Genomic DNA, 18,932 nt, shown 5'->3' with positions numbered 1-18,932 from the left:
CAAGTTCCCCAATTTTAATTTGATTTGAGTTTTACCTGGGTCCCTATTTTTACATCTATGGTATAATCAGAGTATATCTTTACCAATCCCTGCTGGTAAGTAGATAATTTAGGACGAATAATCAACTTTTTACAATTTTCAAGTTTATCCAAACGGTTGCGGGTTAAAGGCTCTGGTATAAAAGTATATTCTTGTGGCGGAGGATTTTCTATTACTCTGTAATCAGGAGGTCCACCAACGGGCGCCGCTTTTAAAACTATAGGGTCATCGTCCGGATAAATTAATGAATCAAGTACTCTATATCTTGAATCAGCAAAATATACCTGTATTTCCGCATCAATTGGGAAATGATTGGTAGAATTAATTTTAAATTCTATTTGTTCAATATTATCTAATTTATTAATTTCAAAATTAATTGTATCCTGAAGCCAGAATCCGTTTAATAAACCATATAAAGGCATTTCAACCTGAAGGTCAACGGTAAAGCGACTTGTATCGTAAATGAAGTTAATTGCATTAGGATTGTTGGCAGGGTTTGATTTCCCTATAATATCAAATAAAATATATTGTGGTGAAATATTAATTGCATTTATTATTTTTGAATTAGCTGAACTGAACACATATGTTGTATCTGCACTTTGTCCAATATGCTGTTCATCAGGTGCCGGAATAAATAATGGATTAGGAAAAGACAGATGGTCGTTTATATTTACATTATAAGGAGCATTGATGCTTGAATGAGCCTTAAGCTCCTGAATGTGAATTGCAAGGGGCATTCCCATTGAATTATTTGCCATTACACGTAGTTTAACATCTTCAAGCCTGAAATCACCATGTATGTTATTTCTAAACAAATTAAAAGTTATACTATCGTTAAACGGAAATTCATATTGACCAAAATACCCAAAAACTTTGCTAAACTTTACACCGGTAATATCTGCATCAAAAATAAAAGTATAGGGCGAATTGTTAGGGTTATTGTCTCCGATTACCCTAAGTTCAATAATAACTGCTAATTCGTTAGTATGCCCCGGACTGCTGTCGAGTGTAATTTTATACCCCGAAAAATCAAGCTGTTTATCACCTGTTACTGGCAAAGAGCCCGTAAAAGTATAGGCAATATTTTCCTGAAAAATATTACCATTTTTGGAAGCGCCTGGTATTTTCACCTTAAGAATGGCATTATGATTAATAAAAGACATGTAATTTAATGATATTAATGCTGATTTAATAAACAAACTATCAATGCGCTGTCCTTCATTAGGTGGGTTAAATTGATAATATTTTGTGATAATATACAAAGAAGTATCACCTGTAGGTGCATCAATATTTAAAGTATCTGTTACCACATGGATGTTTTGATCGCCAATCGTGAGGAATTCCTCTGCGGTTTGCGACAGAAGTTGAGTTTTGTAAACTAAACTTAATTGATGAGTTTGCTCATCTTCAATAAAATAATTATCATCTTTATTTAATATTTTTTCTAATGACAATTTTGAATTCACTATAGGAACAGCCCAGCTTGCATTCCAATCCGGATCCGTCATTTTATCAAAATCATAATCTTTTAAACAAGATGCCAGAACGAATGCTGTTAAACACATTATTAAATATTTAAGCATAGCATCTGTTTTCCCCACCCAACGACATCCTAGAGCTTTCATATTTATAAAATTTAAGTAAATGCCTATACAAATGTACTCATTTTATGCCATTTTATCTGAAACCACTTACTTTATTAAATAGTTCAGCAATTTATTTTTATTTCCGGTATAAATACTATAAATATTTTCATCTTCTATTTGCAAAGTAAAAGGGGTATCGCCTATAATATTCACATTAGAATTAATTATTCCATTATTTGACAGTAAATATAAATTATTATTATCCTTATTAGTAATCCCAAATATTATATGTAAAGGAGTTCGTTTAAAAGTTAATATATTGGAGAAAAATTCATCCGGGAAAACTTGTTCGAATAATACCTTCCCATTTTGATTAAAAACAGTAAATTTTCCTTGTCTAAAATAAATAAATTCATTGATTTTATCACCATTGAAGTCTTCATAAGCAAAATCAAAATCTGAAGATATTTCCGTTAATTTATTTTTTTCTACAGTTCCATCTTTTAACAAATAAATAATACTCCCAATAGAATCATTACATAAAAACAAAGATTTACTATTGGTTAGGTTAGGAAATACTTTTGTATCTTTTGATGTTCCGATAATTTGGCTATAAAAATTGAGCTGTTTTCCATTTGCATCTGTTATATATATATTTCCCACGTTATCAACAAAAACTATATATACTCTTCCTTTTATATTATAATAATTAATAGCACGAATAATAGATTTCACTTTAGGTGTTTCCCAATTTTTATTTATTGTTCCATTTATTAAATAATCGTATATTAATTTATTATTTCCGCCAATTAGAACTGAAATTTCTTTCTTATTTTGTATTAACTGAAGCGGACATGTTGTCCTTGCTTTGAGTTTTAAAGGCATATTTTCTTTAAATTTTCCATCCATTCCTATTAAATACAAATAATTTTCTGTATTAAATACTATATAATTTTCATTTTTAATTTTTATTTCATTTATATTACTTAAAGGTTTTTCTTTTAATTTTATTTTCCAATCAATTACTCCTTGTTCGTCAATCAAATATAATACGTTTGAAAAATCAACGATGGCTATTTTTTTCTCTTTACCACTATTAATTATAACAGGGGCTGAAATTATTCCGGATTCTAAAGGAAGTTCCCATTCTGCAGCAAATTCAGACTGCTCATCTCCTTTGTATTTTATACAAACATTTGTGTAGAAAAGTTTTCCTGAAGATTTGTACTGTACCGATATTCCGCTAATATTAGAAAATACTTGTGCGTTTTCATTATATTTTATTTTATATATTTTATTAAGTTGGTTATCAATAAAAGTTTCTGAATTAGCAATATTGCAATAAAAAAACAGATTTGAGTTATCATCAATATTTTCAGAAAATTGTTTATAAGAATTTGTATTTTTTAATAATTTATTTGAATTATAATAATTAATATAATTTTTAATAGCATCAAGGCTATTACCCACAATTATCACATTATTAATAGTTGTAAAATAATTACCAAAAATTTCCGAGAATAAATTACCAAAAAAAAGAGTTAATAATCCTGGCACATTCAGCTTACCTATTTGGTAACCCAGATAGTCGCGAGTTTCAGCCTCGGCTCCGGTTAGTTTCATTACAACATTAGAAAGTTCGGGAAAAGTGGCTGAATTGTTGGAACTATCGTTCGTATGAATAAAAGCGTAAGTATTTTCCTTTTGATTTTTATTTTCCGGGAACGAAGTAATGACCAAAGCCACCTCCTTCCCGATTATATCCGAAAAACTTTTTTCAAAATTGATGTTATATTTTTTATCAAGTTCTTTCATACGAACATCAAAAGTGTTTATATTGTATTTTCTTTTTAAATATTTATTATAATCTTTTATAAATCTTGTATAATTATAAAACGAATATATAGTAAAAACAGATGTGTTTTCAGGAAAATAATCAATGAGTTTATGGTTATATGGAGGTTGATTAGCAAATAGCTGTAAAAAATATTCATTTTCAGGATGTATTGTGGAATATCCTGTAAACAGAATCTTATCCTTTTTAATCAACACATCCAATTCTGTCCACTCTATAAAGCTAGCAATATCTGACTGCCCGGACAATTTACCTTTAAGAGCAAATTGTTTCAAATAAGCTGAAAAATTTTTATAATTAATATAAATATTAGCATTAACCTTTTTACCTGCAGAAGAAGACAACAATTTTAATGATTGGTTTTTAGACAAATCATCTTTTGTATTAAGTTGATCAATTGCTTTTTCAACAAGTGAAGGAGCAAAACTTACAATAAATACACCTTTATAAATTGCATAAGAAAATACTTTTTCATAGTTTTTAATTATAACTGAATAAATCCTTACGCCATTGTATCTTCTTTGAATAAATGCCGACTTATCAGAAGACAACTCACCGATTAGTTTTTGAATAAAAACTTTCTGTCCCTCAATATTTAAACTTATAGAAAATAAATAATCATATTTTACTAATGAAACCTGATGTAATGAAATATATAATTCGTTTTTATTTATTATTCTACCAACTTTTATATTGTTTTTGATAACAGAATCAATAAATTCTATTTCATCATTTAGCTGAGTAAAATTTTTAATTCCTAATAATTCTTTCCAAATATTGTTTTCTGACAATTTTTGCCAAGTTTCATGTGGGGATTGTGTTACAATTATCAATGCAGCATTTGAAGGTATGGCTCTTAAAGCAGGTTCACGTTTTTCAGTAAACAAATTATAAAATAAAAAAAGAATTAACACCAAACTTATTACTATAGAAGTAATTATAATCAGTTTTTTATTCCCAAAACTTTTCATCGCTGATTGTATTTTCTCAAAGGTACATAGTTATAACCGAAACGTTTTATTCTTCCAAAAATACTTTCAACAAACATCTGTTAATAAATATTGAATATATTTTCTTAATTAATATTAAAAAAGCAGATTTAATATTTATTATAAATAATATTTAACATATTACCAATAGCCCATTAAAAAATGTCTCATCAATTAAAATATAAAAAAATTATTTTTTATTATAATACAATTGGGTTGAGAATATCCTAATATTATTACAATTATCCGTAACGACCAGTTTAAATTTATTACTCTCCATCACTATTTTTTCATCAATAAAATAAATAAGTTTATCGTTTTTTGCATCATAATCCATTAAAATCCAATGTCCATTTATTGTACCCCTGTAAGTTTTTATTCCGGATGAAGAATCTTTGATTTCAAATTCAAGTGTCTTTTGGGTTTTGAGATACTTTCTCTTGGACAAATTTAGTACTTTGATTATAGGTGGAATGGTATCAACTACTACGGAATAATTTCCAAATTGGACAATTTTTGTTTTAATATAGCCATTTTCCCATTCTCCTCCACATGTAATTTTATCACCATTTTCTTGTATTTTAACAATATGTGTTTTATTTATGTATTTAGATGGCAATCCTATTACTTTTATTCTAACGAGAATATTTTTATGTAAGGGAGTAAAAACATTATGAATACAATGTAAAGCCGAAAAACAGCCTTTGGGAATGTGTTCTGAAGCATATGAAAAATGCAGTGTGTCATACAAGCAACCTTTAGGAAAAAAGATACTAATATTTTCATTTTCAAATATATTATCTTTTTCGGGAATAAAAAACCCGACATCCTCATTGCAATAGGGTAAATTAATAAGATCATGATAGGGAAGTTTTCCCCTAACTGTAAATGCTAATTGAGCCGTGTTTCCATTAAAATCTGCAACTTCTATCCGGATTGAATGCAATAAATTATCACAAAAACTAAAAATACCAGAATTATATACATAATCATATAAAGAAAGTTTGTTTTCTGGTTGTATATAAGTTCTATACACACGAATACCCGTTTTCATCCAATAATTATAATCAATCAAAGAATTGGCATAACGTGTTTCATCAAATGCAAAGCTATCAGCAGTACAATAAAAACAAAGGACAGAGTCAATAAATAATTGCATTGAATAGATGCCACTTTTATCATTTTTATTATATATATAATCATAAGTTTCTATTCCAAAGCCAATACTCCCAGCTAATTGTATAGTATCACCTTCTATTAGCTCCGGTTTATAGAGACTATCTTTGGAAATAATAAAATCCATAGGAGAGTTACTATTATTTACGAAAGATGAATCGTTAAAAGGATATATCCTTAATAAATTAATAGCAGGTGCTATTGTGTCCTTTATAGGAAAATTGAAATACAAAGGGTTGATAGGTCTTTCGGTGTATGTATCCCTGATTTCAAAATGCAAGTGTGGTCCAAACGAAGATCCCGAATTTCCGGCATATCCTATAGTGTCCCCTTTTTTAACCAAAAATCTATCTTTTCCGGGAAAAACATCAAGCTCAAACGATTCTCTTTTGTATTGTTCTTCTTTAACATAAGCATTTATTGTGTTGTTAAATCGCTGTAAATGTCCATAAACAGAAGTAAATCCGTTAGGATGGTCTATGTATAATGCTTTTCCAAAGCCCACCGGTGATACTTTTACTCTCACAATAAAGCCATCAGCAGCGGCAAGAACAGGTAGCCCCTCCTGCTCAAAAACTTTTATGTCTATTCCGGAATGTAAATGATTTGCACGTAGTTCACCAAAGTTCCCACTTAATAATAGCACAGTGTCAATGGGTGGAGAAAAATAATTTCTATAATTTGCAAACTGTGCTAAGGTTTGCATTGTTACACATACTAATAAACTAAAGAAAAATATTACTTTTTTCATGTCGCCAAAGTACTAAAAAACCAAATATTTTTTAATTTTACATCAGAAGAAAGATTCAGATGAGAAAAACCATCATAGTATTGATTTTTGAATTATTAACACTTATAGTTTTCCCGGAAAACAATGATAAAAATATCGACAGTTTACTGAATGCCTTACAAAACAAAACAAAATCAGAAAACAATTCAAAAATATATAATGACCTATCAGAGTTTTATTATAACCTTTTTCTCTCAAATGAATCATATTATTATGCAAAAAAGGCTTTATCCCATGCAGCAAAAGAAAATAATAGCTCTGAACTTGCCCGCTCCTATTTTAATATTGGGCAAAGCGCTTATGTGCTTGGTAGCTTTAATGAATCTCTTTTAAGTTTTAAGAAAGCTATTATTTACTATCAATCAAGAAAAAATAATAAGAAAATATTTTTATGTTATAAAAATATTGCATCAGTATATAAAAGTACCGGCCGCATTGATAAAGTATTTGATTATTACTATAGAAGTTTAAAACTTGCGGAAATTACAAACGATTACGAAAATATTATTGGAATATATTCTGTACTTATCAGTATGTACAATGAATTAAATGATTTTGATAATATGTTAAAATTTATTATAAAATCAAAACATTTTTTAAAGGGGAAAAAAATAGAAGAAAGAAACTATCCTAATATCCGTTTATATGAAGGTCTATATTACAATAATTGTATTCATAACGAAAAGAAAGCATTACTTTTAATAGAATCTTCACTTAATGAATATATTAGTAAAAATGATTTAGCAGGAATTGCTTCAACTTATTCTCTGTTAGGTGATATGTTTACCAATAAAAATATCCTGGATAAAGCTATGTCTTATTATAAAAGGGCATTAAATATACGAATCCAAAGTGATGATAAGAATTCAATGAGTATTTTATGGACAAATATTGCCCATGTGTATATGCTAAAAAAAGATTATAATAATGCACTTAAATGCAATTTTAAATCTTTTAAAGTACGTTTAAGAACAGGGAATAAACAATTAATTGCAAGTTCATATGCCAATATTGGTTCAACATATATTAAAATGAGGCATTATGATAGAGCCTTGATTTATTTAAACAAAGGCTTGCTACTTGCCAGAGAACTTGGAGTAAACCTTTATATCAAAAATAGTTATAAAAAATTATTTGAATTATTTTATGAACAAAAAAATTATCAAAAGGCATTAGAATATCACCAATTGCTATCGGATATTATGCTGAAAATTGCCAAAGAAGAAAATAATAGAAAAATTGCCGAGATTCAATCTAAATATGAAAATGAAAAAAAACAACAGCAGCTTAAAAATCTCTCCAAACAAAATTCCATACAAAAATTAATTCTTCGAAAAAGACAAAATCTTGTTTATGGTCTTTCTTTTTCTTTTATACTCATCATTCTGCTTGCTATACTTTACAGCAGACATAATAAACTAAAATCAGCACAAAAAACATTGGAACTTGAACAAAAACTACTTCGTTCGCAGATGAACCCCCATTTCATTTTCAATTCACTTTCGTCCATCCAAAGCTATATACTTAAAAACGATTTGTTCGAAGCTGGAAAATACTTGTCGGGTTTTGCAAAACTTATACGGCTGGTTTTAACTAATTCAAGAGAAGAATTCATTCCTCTCGAAAATGAAATACAAACATTAAAGCTATATTTATTATTGCAAACACTTCGTTTTGAAAATAAATTTGATTATTCTTTTGAGATAGACCCGGCTATCGACCCTGAAAAAAAATATATTCCACCAATGCTGATACAACCACTTGTAGAAAACGCCATTGATCATGGGATTCTAAACAAACAAGATAAAGGAAATATCTTCATCCGGATTTTTATGGGAAATGAAATTATGCAAATAGAAGTTGAAGATAACGGAATAGGTAGAAAAAAAGCCAATCTTATACAAGAACAAAATAAATCTTTACACAAATCATTATCAACAAAAATTACAAATGAAAGAATTCAGCTTTTAAACAAAAAATATAAACTAGGAATACGACTTACTATATATGATCTGCATGATAAAGAAGGAATAGCTTCAGGAACACTCGTGAGAATAATTATTCCCTCAAAAAGGCTAAAATTCATCATCAAAAACAGAGATTTTGTCCTTTTTAGTTTGCTCTCAAAAAGCTACAGGAGCAATAAAATGTAAAAATTTAATGATGCGGAGAGAGGGGGATTCGAACCCCCGGATCCCGTAAGAGATCAACGGTTTTCGAGACCGCCCCGTTCAACCGCTCTGGCATCTCTCCTTTAGAATTGAATAAAAGAACAACCATTTGGGTTAATTCCTTGCATTACATCATAGTAAGCAGTTGGCGGAGAGAGAGGGATTCGAACCCCCGGAGGTTATGAGCCTCAACGGTTTTCAAGACCGCCGCAATCGACCACTCTGCCATCTCTCCGCCGGCAAAATTACTTTTTTTTTCAAACCGGACAATTAATTTTTTAATCAATGTTTTTATCGTTGATATAGTGCTGTTTACCTTTGTTTTTATCAGGTTTGTCGATTTCTTTTCTATTTTTCCAGTTTGTTTACTATTTTTGTATAATCGAATTTAATAGCACCTTTATTATGAAAAAGTTTTTCTTTATTCTGTTAACAATGTTGTTAAGCGTTGGGCTTTCTTTTACAAAAGCCTCCATGGTTAAAGCTTATTTAGCATACGCAACTTTTAACTCTGCTGAGTATGGCCCTTATTTTGAAACTTATCTTTCTGTTTGGGGGAAAAGTATTATTTATATAAAAAACCAACAGGGAAAATACCAGGGAAAACTTGCCATTACGATGCTGTTTAAGCAGGATAATATTATAAAAAATTATAAAAAATATGAATTTCTAACTCCTGAATTAGACAATCTCGCAAGCTTGGATATCAATTTTATTGATCAGCAACGATTTGTTTTGCCTAACGGAAATTATAACTTTGAGCTTATTTTGGCAGATGCAAATGGAGACAGTATACCACTTTATGTTACTCAGCCAATAGTTATTGATTTCCCTTTAGATACAGTTTCGACTTCAGGTATCCAACTTATCGAAAGCTATTCTAAAGCTACAGAACCTACTATAAAAACCAAAAGTGGTTATGACTTGATACCCCATGTCAGCAATTTTTACTCGGCTAAAACAAATACAATAACCTTTTATTCCGAAATTTATAATACAGATAAAATTTTAGGAGCTGACCAAAAATATTTAATTAATTGGTTTATTGAATCGTTTGAAAACGGGAAAGTCCTCAACGATTACAGCTACATTAAAAAAGAGACGACCAAAGGAGTAAACGTAATTTTGGGTGAATTCGATATATCAAAACTTCCTTCGGGAAACTATAACCTGGGAATTGAAGTACACAACAGAGAAAATGCCATAATTGCTTCAAACAGGTTGTTTTTCCAACGAAGCAACCCTAATATCCAAATTGACATGAAAGATGTTACCAACCTTAACATTACCAACACTTTTGTATTAAACATAACTAACCGCGATTCCCTTACCGAATATATACGTTCATTAGGACCGATTTCTTCCGAAATAGAAAAAAGTTTTGTCAATAATCAGTTAGCTTCAGCGGATTTAACCACATTACAACAGTATTTCTATAATTTCTGGAAAAGCCGCAACTCCACTGACCCTACTTCGGAATGGAAAAAGTATAAAGCTGAAATTGATAAGGTTAACAATAGCTTCTCTACTCCCATAAAAAAAGGGTATGATACAGATTGTGGAAGAGTGTACCTCCAGTATGGACCTCCTAATACCATTGTTGACAAAAGTTTTGAAGCAAGCCCCGGCTTACTTGACGACGCAAATGGAGCAGTCAACAAAGGAACAGTCCCTTATCAAATATGGCATTATTATAAAGTTAAAAACCAATCAAATGTTAAATTTGTTTTTTACAATCCCCATTTTCTGGGCAACGAGCTAACATTGCTACATTCAAATGCCATTGGAGAAATAAGCAATTACAACTGGCAACACGAATTATTCCGCCAAATCCGCACCGGCGACAGTGAAGATGTAATGAGCCCAAGTAACCGCTATTTTGGCAGATCGGGCGAAGAGTGGAATAATCCCTATTAAAAATTTTTGGACTTGCTTCTTTTAACCATCGGATGTAATTTTGTTCACCCGATGAAAGGATTTTCTATGTATGTCATCTATATTTTTGTTAAAAGTATTGTCTGGTGGCTTTCTCTGCTTCCATTTCGTCTTTTGTATTGTATTTCAGACATTCTGTCGTTTTTATTGTATTATGTTTTTAGATACAGAAAAAATGTTGTAATTGCAAATTTAACAAAATCTTTTCCTGAGAAAAGTCCTGCAAAAATCAGGGAAATTGCCCACAAATTTTACAGTAATCTCTCCGACATTATAGTAGAAACAATAAAACAACGCCGTATCGGTGAAAAAAGCCTCGAAAAAAGAATACGAATTACCAATTATGAAATTCTTGACAAATATTATAAAAATTCTCAAAATATTATTGCAGTGATGGGGCACTGCTCTAACTGGGAGTTGAGCATTATGTACTTAGGGTTAAAAGTGCCACGAAAAGCATTTGTAATTGTAAAGCCTCTCTCAAACAAATATTTCGACTCTTATTTTGGCAGCATTCGGTTACGCCTGGTAAAAGCCGGAATAATTAAATTTAAAGATAGCTACCGTACACTTCTCAAACATCGGGATAAACCTTTTATTTGTGTTTTTGTAGCCGACCAAACGCCCACAAGAGGAGAAATTAACTATTGGACCACTTTTTTGCATCAGGATACACCGGTTTTTCTGGGTGCCGAAAAAATAGCACGTAGCTTAAACTGTGCTGTAATTTTTATTGAAGTAAACCGACCCAAAAGAGGGTTTTATGAGCTGACTATTCATGAAATAGAACAAAATCCAAGAGAAACAAAACCTTATGAGATAACAGAAAAACATGTTCAACTCCTCGAAAAAATCATTCAAAATCACCCTGAAAACTGGTTATGGTCGCATAAAAGATGGAAACACAAAAAGGATGACAACACAATTTTGTTAAGCCAGCAATAAATTTTAGATTTGCACACTGATAATAAAACCCCGTATTAATCCCTCCATAGATTGAAAAAAGTTGCTGTTGTAATATTAAACTGGAACGGAAGGAAATTTCTTAAAAAATTTTTACCTACTGTTATAAAATACAGCAGCCAACATGCCGAAATTGTTATAGCCGACAATGCGTCCACCGACAGTTCTATCGAATTTATGCAGGATACTCACCCTGAAATCCGCGTGATTCAAAATCTTACAAACGGGGGATTTGCAAAAGGTTACAACGATGCATTGAAACAGGTTGATGCTGATTATTATGTGCTTCTTAACTCCGATATTGAAGTTACCGAAAACTGGATACCTCCGGTAATTGCATTGATGGAAACCGATCCTGCAATTGCAGCCTGCCAGCCTAAACTTCGCTCGTACGACCATCCGGAAATATTTGAATATGCTGGTGCTGCTGGCGGCTACATTGATATTTATGGTTATCCTTTTTGCCGTGGGAGGTTGTTTCAGACTTTGGAAAAAGATAATGGCCAATACGATGACATAACGGAAACTTTCTGGGCTACAGGCGCATGTATGTTTGTAAAAGCCGATTTATACCATAAATTTGGTGGTTTGGACGAAGATTTCTTTGCCCATATGGAAGAGATAGATTTTTGCTGGAGACTGAAAAATGCAGGTTATAAAATCATGTATTGTCCACATTCAACTGTTTATCACGTAGGTGGCGGTACGTTGCCAAAGATTTTATCGCATAAAACCTATTTGAACATGCGAAACAACATCACCATGTTGTATAAAAACCTTCCCTCCGATTTATTGCTAAAGGTATTCGTTACACGGCTTTTCCTGGATGGAATTGCAGCTTTTAAGTTTTTGAAAGATGGTGGTTTTAGTGACTTCTGGGCAGTTACTCGTGCACATATGAGCTTTTACCGCCACCTGAAAATGAACCTAAAAAAACGCCAGAAGATAAAGCACCAGCATGTTACCAATATTTACAACCGCAATATGGTAGTGGAATATTTTATCCGCAAGAAAAAACTTTTTACCGATCTGGATCAGGAAAATTTCTACAAATAATATTTCTTTTTCTCATTCAACTCGGTAATTTAGCGAAAGCTTTCCACCGCTAACCGGTAAGAATCCATCCCAAATCCACTGATGCTTCCTTTTACTGCCGTTGCTATCAACGATTGCCGGCGATAGTCCTCTCTTGCATTTATGTTACTGATGTGAACTTCAACTACTGGTGTCTTGATAGCCTTAATAGTGTCAGTTATGGCAACAGAGGTATGCGTATAGCCTCCTGCATTTAAAATTATCCCATCGTAACTGAAACCGGTCTCTTGTAGTTTATTAATGATCTCTCCCTCCACGTTACTCTGGAAATGATCTATCTGAAAATCCGGATAGAGCAAACGCAGTTCGGAAAGATATTCTTCAAAAGAACGATTACCGTAAACTTCGGGTTCCCTTTTGCCAAGCAGGTTTAAATTGGGTCCGTTAATGATGATAATTTTTTGCATCTGCCACAAGTTTGCATCCGAGCAAAGATAACCATATCTTTACAAATCCGAAATGAGTCATGAATTTTTCAGAAAATTTCACCGGGGCACTTCACGATTACTGTTTTTTGCTCGAACGCAAATATCCACAAAAAGCTGTTTTAAAGATTGTTGGAGATCGTTATGCCCTTAGTGGAACTGAACGGACGCTCCTTTTTCGAGGTATCACCGACAAACAAACGGCTTTAAACCGTAAAGTAAAGTTTGTGGAGATTACTGAACTACATCAGAATCCCTTGCACATAGATGGTTATAATGTTTTGATAATCATTTCGAGTTACCTTGCCGGTAATCTTGTTTTCATAGGAAGAGATGAGGTGCTTCGCGACACTGCTGAGATGCACGGCAAAATTTACCGCGATGAACTAATTGATAGGGCATTGCAACTTTTGTTTACCTTTATTGAAAATGAACATATTCAATGCCCCCTGCACTTTTACTTCGACCAGCCGGTGAGTTTTAGCGGTATTTTAAGTCAAAAGGTAAATAAACTTTTGGCATCAAAAGGGTTAGAGGGAAGCTCCCAAACCTGTGATTCGCCGGATTTTGTTCTGCAAAACATCCAGCAAGGCATTATTGCCACTTCCGATTCGAGCATCATTGATAGAACACTTTTACCTCTAACCGACCTTCCAAGGGCAGTACTTTTTTATCATTTTCGTCCCGATTTTTTCAATTTGAATAAATTTTTGTTTTAAATTTGCATCAATTTTCCAATAGGGGTGCCCTAAAAATATGGGCTGAGATCAAACTCTTTGAACCTGCTCCGGGTAATGCCGGCGAAGGGAATTAAAAGCAATCTTCTCTTAATTATTTTCCTCTATTGGTTTTACGTTAATGTTCAACTTAAAACCAATTTGAAATGAAAAAATTTTTTACCTGGATGCTCGCATGCTTCATCCTTCCATTTGCGGCAAATGCACAAGTAAGCCTCAGCGGCAACATCACCGACAACGAAAACAACAAACCGGTTTGCGGAGCTAACATTCGCATCGAAAACACTTTCCTTGCTACCTTCAGCGACAGCAAGGGCGAATTCAACATCCCGAAAGTAAAAAAAGGGACTTACATGCTTAAGGTAAGTTATCTCGGGTTTAAAACCTTTACATTAGAGGTCAATCTTCAACAATCTGCACATTTTGACATCGTTTTGCAGCACAATTCCATCCTTACCGACGAGGTGATCATCGCTTCCTCCCGTGTTAAGGAGAATGCGCCTACTACTTTTAATAATTTGGATCAAAAAGAAATCAGGAAAACAAACCTGGGAAGAGATTTACCCTTTATGATGGAAAGCATGCCATCGGTTGTCGTAACTTCCGATGCTGGAAACGGGATTGGCTACACCGGGATGCGTATCCGCGGAACCGACATGTCGCGTATCAATGTTACCATCAACGGTATCCCTTACAACGAAGCCGAAACCCAGGAGGTGTACTTTGTGGATGTTCCCGACCTGGCATCTTCTATTAATAATATACAGGTACAACGTGGTGTGGGGACATCTTCCAACGGAGCCGCTACCTTTGGCGGCAGCATCAACATCGAAACCAATAAAACAAATGCAGAACCTTATGCCGAAATCAACAGTGCCTACGGCTCTTTCAATTCGGCACGTAACAGCGTAAACTTTGGTACCGGCATGCTTGCAAAGCACTGGACTATGGACGGACGCGTTTCGGTAGTTTCTTCCGATGGTTTTATTGACCGCGCCACCTCAAACCTGGAATCGTACATGCTTTCCGGTGCCTATGTCGGGAAAAAGGATTTAGTAAAATTCAACATCATTTCCGGAAATGAACGTACTTACCTTGCATGGGATGGCATTCCTTCGTACATCCTCGATACCAACCGTACTTACAATGGTTTCACCTATAAAAATGAAACGGACAACTATCAGCAGGATCATTACCAGCTTTTTTACTCAAGAGAAATTACCAAAAGCCTTTTCCTGAACACTGCTCTGCACTACACCCGTGGAAAAGGTTATTACGAACAATATAAAGAAGAAAGAGATTTTGCCAGCTATGGCATGGATACGCTTTTTATTGGGATGGATACCATCACACAAACCGATCTGGTACAACGAAAATGGATGAGCAATAACTTTTATGGCGCAACATGGTCGCTGGATTATAAAAAGAAAAACCTTTCGGCAACCCTTGGCGGGGCTTATAACGAATATCTTGGCGATCATTACGGAAAGGTGATCTGGGCACAGTTTACTTCCAATGCTTTTATTGATTATGAATGGTATCGCAACGATGGCACCAAAAAGGATTTCAATTCCTATCTGAAGCTAAACTATTCATTGCTAAATAAAATCTCACTTTATGCTGACATGCAATACCGCCATGTGTATTACAAACTGAATGGCATTGACGATGATTACCGTGTACTTACACAAAATCATTCCTACGATTTTTTCAATCCTAAGGCTGGCATCAGTTACGATTTGTCGGATAACAACAACCTATACTTCTCTTTTGCTATTGCCAACCGCGAACCAAGTCGTTCCAATTTTAAAGATGCTGATCCCGGACTGACCCCAAAGTCAGAACATCTGTACGACTACGAACTGGGCTACCGTTTTAAGACAACAGTCGCTTCTTTTACTGCAAACCTGTATTACATGGACTACAAAGACCAATTGGTTCTTACCGGAAAAATCAACGACGTGGGTGCTGCCATCATGACTAATGTTCCAAAGAGCTACCGCCAGGGAATAGAACTGAGTGGCATTTATGCCCCCTGTAAATATTTTAGCTGGGATGCAAACCTCACTTTGAGTGAAAATAAAATCAAAAACTTTAGCGAGTTTGTGGATAATTGGGACGAAGGCGGACAGATTGAGAACAAACTTGGCACTACCGACCTTTCTTTTTCGCCTAATGTGGTTGCCAACAACCGTTTTACAGTAAGTCCGTTTAAAAATTTCTCTGTAAACATTCTCACTAAATATGTTGGAAAGCAATACGCTGACAACACTTCGAGCAACGACCGCAGCTTAGATGCCTACCTTGTTAACAACCTGATGTTGAATTATAGTTTTTCAACCAAACTAATTAAAAATATCGGTTTCAGCCTGCAAATAAACAACCTGCTGGATGAAGAATACGAAACCAATGCCTGGGTTTACCGTTATTATTACGAAGGAACTTATTCAAAAAAAGATGGCTATTTCCCACAGGCTGGAAGAAACCTGATGGCAGGAGTTAACCTGAAATTTTAAAAACTGATATAAAAAACTCTTCCCCCCAAAAAAACTCTTCCAAGTACTTCGTACTATGGAAGGTTAATTAATTTAAATCCTGTCAGGTTTTTGAAACCTGACAGGATTATTGAATAGTAATGAAATAATGACGGTCGTGGATTATGCAGACAGGCTTCGGGTAGTTCATAACAGTTCAACCAAGGATTATTTTATCCCCAATAATAGTTCGGATGAGTGGAGTTCGTTTGAAAATAATTTGCCAACAAACGTCTGGTTGGATATTGTTTCTTGCGACGTTGATAATTTTAAAGACCATTGCGGCAGCGATTGCATCTACTCCAACGGTTATCAGGATGTGGCATATACCACCACCTTAATTGGTTCTCAGTGCTGGATGACTAAAGATTTGGAAACTTATCAAAATGCCAGTAGCACTATGATCGCGCAATGGCCGGCCAGCACTGTCCCGACTTATAATAACCGTTATGCTTGTACCGAAAATACCTCAAGTTGCGATCAGGGCATATTTTATCAATGGTTCACGGCTTTGCCTAACGGCGGTCTTCAAGGCGATGGCAATGCCAGCACCACGCCAATCCGCGGTATTTGTCCGTCGGGTTGGCATATTCCTTTCGGATATGAGATAGACGCTTTAGCCGGTGCGGTGTCGGCACACGGATGTTATAATACAACTACCGCCATTTTTATTGCCAGTTGTTTAAATACTTATTATGATTTTAATGTCGGCACTCTTTACGGTTATCGTTACCCCATTAACGGCAGTTATTTGCGAAGAGATAATGGCAAAGTTTTTCGAACAGCTAGCTATATTAACGAACCTAAGTTTGTTGCTAGAAATTTACCGGTTACGGTCGATGGCTATTATTCTTATGGAAATTATGATGGTGCACAAAGCATAGACGCGGGCGTTAGTGTTCGATGCATAAAGGATTAGCGGCTTTAAATCCAAACCATTTGCAAAAGAAAAAGGACATTCATAGCGAACGTCCTTTTTTACAGCCAATCTTAAGGCTAATCTTTTATTAGTCTGATTGACTCTCCGTAATATTTCCATCCGGCGCCATAGTCCCATAATCTACAGGAACTGCCTATTAAAAATACGTCCCAGGCAGAAGAATCGCCCGGCACTTCGTCGGCAGTCCAAAAATATGCATATTCATGGATGAGATAAAAGGTTCCTTTTTCTTCCGGAGTCGGATCATAGGTAGTTTGCGCCCTGGCTCCTGCCGGTAATGCCGTAAATCCGGTTGAATTGGTGGCAAGGAAATTCTCCGGGAACCAATGCGTCAGTCCGGCTTCTTTCAGTTTGCCGCCATTCGTGCTGCCTATACCGCCAAGAAAATTGTATAACTCACGCCACTCGTACCAGCTCGGCACATGCCAACCTGGAGGGCAAATACCTCTGGGATCGGCAATAACGAACCAATTATATAAAGGTCCGTAGACCTCATAATTAGCTTGGTTGTTGTCGTAGAAACACAGCGCTCCCGAGGTTTGCTCGCCCCAAGCTACCGGATCGGTGATGTTGGGGATAGGATCCCCGTTATTATAATGGAGCACCCGCCAGTTGGCGGTCAGCCAATACTGATTGCCGATTTTACAGGCATGAAACTTATTTCCATACCTGTCCACTAAAGCCAGACTGACTGAAGTAGTATCCCGGGTGTAGGTCGCGCCAAGTGCATTTTCCGCTTTAACGCGGAAATGGTATTGTAGAGCTCTTTCCGGAACCGGAATCTCAAATGCTGCTTGCGCCGCCTGGGTAGAACCAACGGATTGAGGATTGGTAACATGATCGTAAACGTTGGTTTCGCCCCACTCAATCACTACCGAAGTAGCGATAAGATTAGGATTAACCGTTGTTTTGATAATAAACTTATCAAAATTATTACTATCAATAACAACTTCGATTACGTCGGGAATATTACCCCGCGTGAGAAAGCTGCAATTCCTGCCTTGGACAATTTGTCCATTCGTTTTTACAAACAGACAGAAATGATACGTTTTGTGCCAATCCAAGCCGTCAATGACGGCTTTTACAGCGGTTGAGCTTTTCAACCGTCCTATGGTTTGTTCAGGGGTTTTATTCCCGTAGGAACTTGTTTCACCCCATTCGAACCAAAAAGTTGTTTCTACTCCACTTACAATTGGGTCGATAGTGCCATTCAGCGTAGCCTGATGCAGTTCGACGCCGGAAGCAGTACCGGTGTTAACCCATTGCGGCTTTGTTACAAACGGAATAGCTTCCGAATAACGGATTTCTCCGTTATCACTAGCATATATTTTTACATAATATTTCTGCCCAGGCAGAAGGTTATGTATAGTAGCAGTAATTTTGCCGTCTGTTGACGGTTTTACTGTCGCATGATCGGAATTTCTTGTCGGCGAACCGACTGTATCCCAACAGATCCCCGCCTCGGTGGCGGTGGTTGGAACAACTCCGTTTATAATTACGGAGTCCGGGTAAGTCGCTGCTATTTTCCCGGATATTTCGCCGGGAGCAACCGGAGAGGAACCGTCTTTATCGCAGGCGGCAAACAGTACAGCCAAAATTGCTAAGTAATATAATTTTTTCATGAAGCTTTTTTATTTTAATATTTACGTTCATTAAACCCTCAAGGTTTTGAAAACCTTGAGGGTTTAGTTAATTTT

12 protein-coding genes, 2 tRNA genes and 1 riboswitch are annotated in these 18,932 nt (G+C 34.7%); of the genes, 7 read left to right on the top strand and 7 right to left on the bottom strand.

From position 1 onward, the window contains the following. Positions 1-14: 14 nt before the first annotated feature. From M0R21_00535 to M0R21_00525, 3 genes are all read right to left on the bottom strand, one after another. Positions 15-1,664 (bottom strand): hypothetical protein, encoded by a 1,650-nt coding sequence (locus tag M0R21_00535; GenBank protein ID MCK9616302.1) that lies wholly within the window; start codon positions 1,662-1,664, stop codon positions 15-17. A 66-nt stretch (positions 1,665-1,730) separates the two neighbouring features. Beyond that, positions 1,731-4,451 (bottom strand): DUF3352 domain-containing protein, encoded by a 2,721-nt coding sequence (locus M0R21_00530; GenBank protein MCK9616301.1) that lies wholly within the window; start codon positions 4,449-4,451, stop codon positions 1,731-1,733. A 208-nt stretch (positions 4,452-4,659) separates the two neighbouring features. Next, complete coding sequence (locus tag M0R21_00525; GenBank protein ID MCK9616300.1) at positions 4,660-6,396, bottom strand: M23 family metallopeptidase; 1,737 nt, start codon at positions 6,394-6,396, stop codon at positions 4,660-4,662. 59 nt (positions 6,397-6,455) lie between these two features. Here M0R21_00525 and M0R21_00520 point away from each other — a divergent pair, with 59 nt between their 5' ends. After that, entirely contained in the window at positions 6,456-8,588 is a 2,133-nt protein-coding gene (locus M0R21_00520; protein MCK9616299.1) for a tetratricopeptide repeat protein, read from the top strand. Between the two features lie 13 nt (positions 8,589-8,601). On the opposite strand, the gene M0R21_00515 is transcribed toward M0R21_00520, so the two are convergent. Further along, positions 8,602-8,688, bottom strand: a tRNA-Ser gene (locus M0R21_00515). A 64-nt stretch (positions 8,689-8,752) separates the two neighbouring features. After that, positions 8,753-8,841 (bottom strand) — tRNA-Ser (locus M0R21_00510). Positions 8,842-9,011: 170 nt separating this feature from the next. On the opposite strand from M0R21_00510, the gene M0R21_00505 reads away from it, so the two are divergent. The 3 genes from M0R21_00505 to M0R21_00495 are packed head-to-tail and all read left to right on the top strand — an operon-like array spanning position 9,012 to position 12,560. Next, on the top strand, positions 9,012-10,523 hold the full coding sequence (locus tag M0R21_00505; GenBank protein MCK9616298.1) for a GWxTD domain-containing protein: 1,512 nt from the start codon (positions 9,012-9,014) through the stop codon (positions 10,521-10,523). 6 nt (positions 10,524-10,529) lie between these two features. Beyond that, positions 10,530-11,486 carry a lysophospholipid acyltransferase family protein gene (locus tag M0R21_00500; GenBank protein MCK9616297.1) on the top strand — a complete coding sequence of 319 codons (957 nt, stop codon included), beginning with the start codon at positions 10,530-10,532 and terminating at the stop codon, positions 11,484-11,486. 51 nt (positions 11,487-11,537) lie between these two features. Further along, the gene (locus tag M0R21_00495; protein MCK9616296.1) at positions 11,538-12,560 is read left to right on the top strand and encodes a glycosyltransferase family 2 protein; all 1,023 of its coding nucleotides are present in this window, start codon (positions 11,538-11,540) and stop codon (positions 12,558-12,560) included. Between the two features lie 29 nt (positions 12,561-12,589). Here M0R21_00495 and aroQ read toward each other — a convergent pair whose 3' ends face one another. Further along, entirely contained in the window at positions 12,590-13,006 is a 417-nt protein-coding gene (aroQ, locus tag M0R21_00490; GenBank protein MCK9616295.1) for a type II 3-dehydroquinate dehydratase, read from the bottom strand. Between the two features lie 59 nt (positions 13,007-13,065). Between aroQ and M0R21_00485 the strand changes: the two genes are divergently transcribed. From M0R21_00485 to M0R21_00475, 3 genes are all read left to right on the top strand, one after another. Next, positions 13,066-13,743: a DUF434 domain-containing protein gene (locus M0R21_00485; GenBank protein MCK9616294.1), complete on the top strand. Its 678-nt coding sequence runs from the start codon at positions 13,066-13,068 to the stop codon at positions 13,741-13,743. Between the two features lie 10 nt (positions 13,744-13,753). Next, positions 13,754-13,850, top strand: a riboswitch (TPP riboswitch). 57 nt (positions 13,851-13,907) lie between these two features. Further along, on the top strand, positions 13,908-16,277 hold the full coding sequence (locus tag M0R21_00480; GenBank protein MCK9616293.1) for a TonB-dependent receptor: 2,370 nt from the start codon (positions 13,908-13,910) through the stop codon (positions 16,275-16,277). A gap of 127 nt (positions 16,278-16,404) precedes the next feature. Beyond that, complete coding sequence (locus tag M0R21_00475; GenBank protein MCK9616292.1) at positions 16,405-17,214, top strand: hypothetical protein; 810 nt, start codon at positions 16,405-16,407, stop codon at positions 17,212-17,214. A 77-nt stretch (positions 17,215-17,291) separates the two neighbouring features. On the opposite strand, the gene M0R21_00470 is transcribed toward M0R21_00475, so the two are convergent. After that, positions 17,292-18,857, bottom strand: coding sequence for a fibrobacter succinogenes major paralogous domain-containing protein (locus M0R21_00470; protein MCK9616291.1), 1,566 nt, complete (start codon positions 18,855-18,857; stop codon positions 17,292-17,294). Positions 18,858-18,932: the final 75 nt, after the last annotated feature.

The organism is Lentimicrobiaceae bacterium, assembly GCA_023227965.1.
Lineage (GTDB): Bacteria > Bacteroidota > Bacteroidia > Bacteroidales > JALOCA01 > JALOCA01.
Note: the sequence above shows the minus strand (reverse complement) of the source record. Positions and strands in the feature narration are given on the sequence as shown.

Bases quoted from the DNA above. Each gene is read 5' to 3' on its own strand.
- M0R21_00485 (MCK9616294.1), top strand. From the start codon at position 13,066: ATGAATTTTTCAGAAAATTTCACCGGGGCACTTCACGATTACTGTTTT.
- aroQ (MCK9616295.1), bottom strand. From the start codon at position 13,006: ATGCAAAAAATTATCATCATTAACGGACCCAATTTAAACCTGCTTGGC.
- M0R21_00525 (MCK9616300.1), bottom strand. From the start codon at position 6,396: ATGAAAAAAGTAATATTTTTCTTTAGTTTATTAGTATGTGTAACAATG.
- M0R21_00520 (MCK9616299.1), top strand. From the start codon at position 6,456: ATGAGAAAAACCATCATAGTATTGATTTTTGAATTATTAACACTTATA.
- M0R21_00530 (MCK9616301.1), bottom strand. From the start codon at position 4,451: ATGAAAAGTTTTGGGAATAAAAAACTGATTATAATTACTTCTATAGTA.
- M0R21_00470 (MCK9616291.1), bottom strand. From the start codon at position 18,857: ATGAAAAAATTATATTACTTAGCAATTTTGGCTGTACTGTTTGCCGCC.
- M0R21_00475 (MCK9616292.1), top strand. From the start codon at position 16,405: ATGACGGTCGTGGATTATGCAGACAGGCTTCGGGTAGTTCATAACAGT.
- M0R21_00480 (MCK9616293.1), top strand. From the start codon at position 13,908: ATGAAAAAATTTTTTACCTGGATGCTCGCATGCTTCATCCTTCCATTT.
- M0R21_00505 (MCK9616298.1), top strand. From the start codon at position 9,012: ATGAAAAAGTTTTTCTTTATTCTGTTAACAATGTTGTTAAGCGTTGGG.
- M0R21_00535 (MCK9616302.1), bottom strand. From the start codon at position 1,664: ATGAAAGCTCTAGGATGTCGTTGGGTGGGGAAAACAGATGCTATGCTT.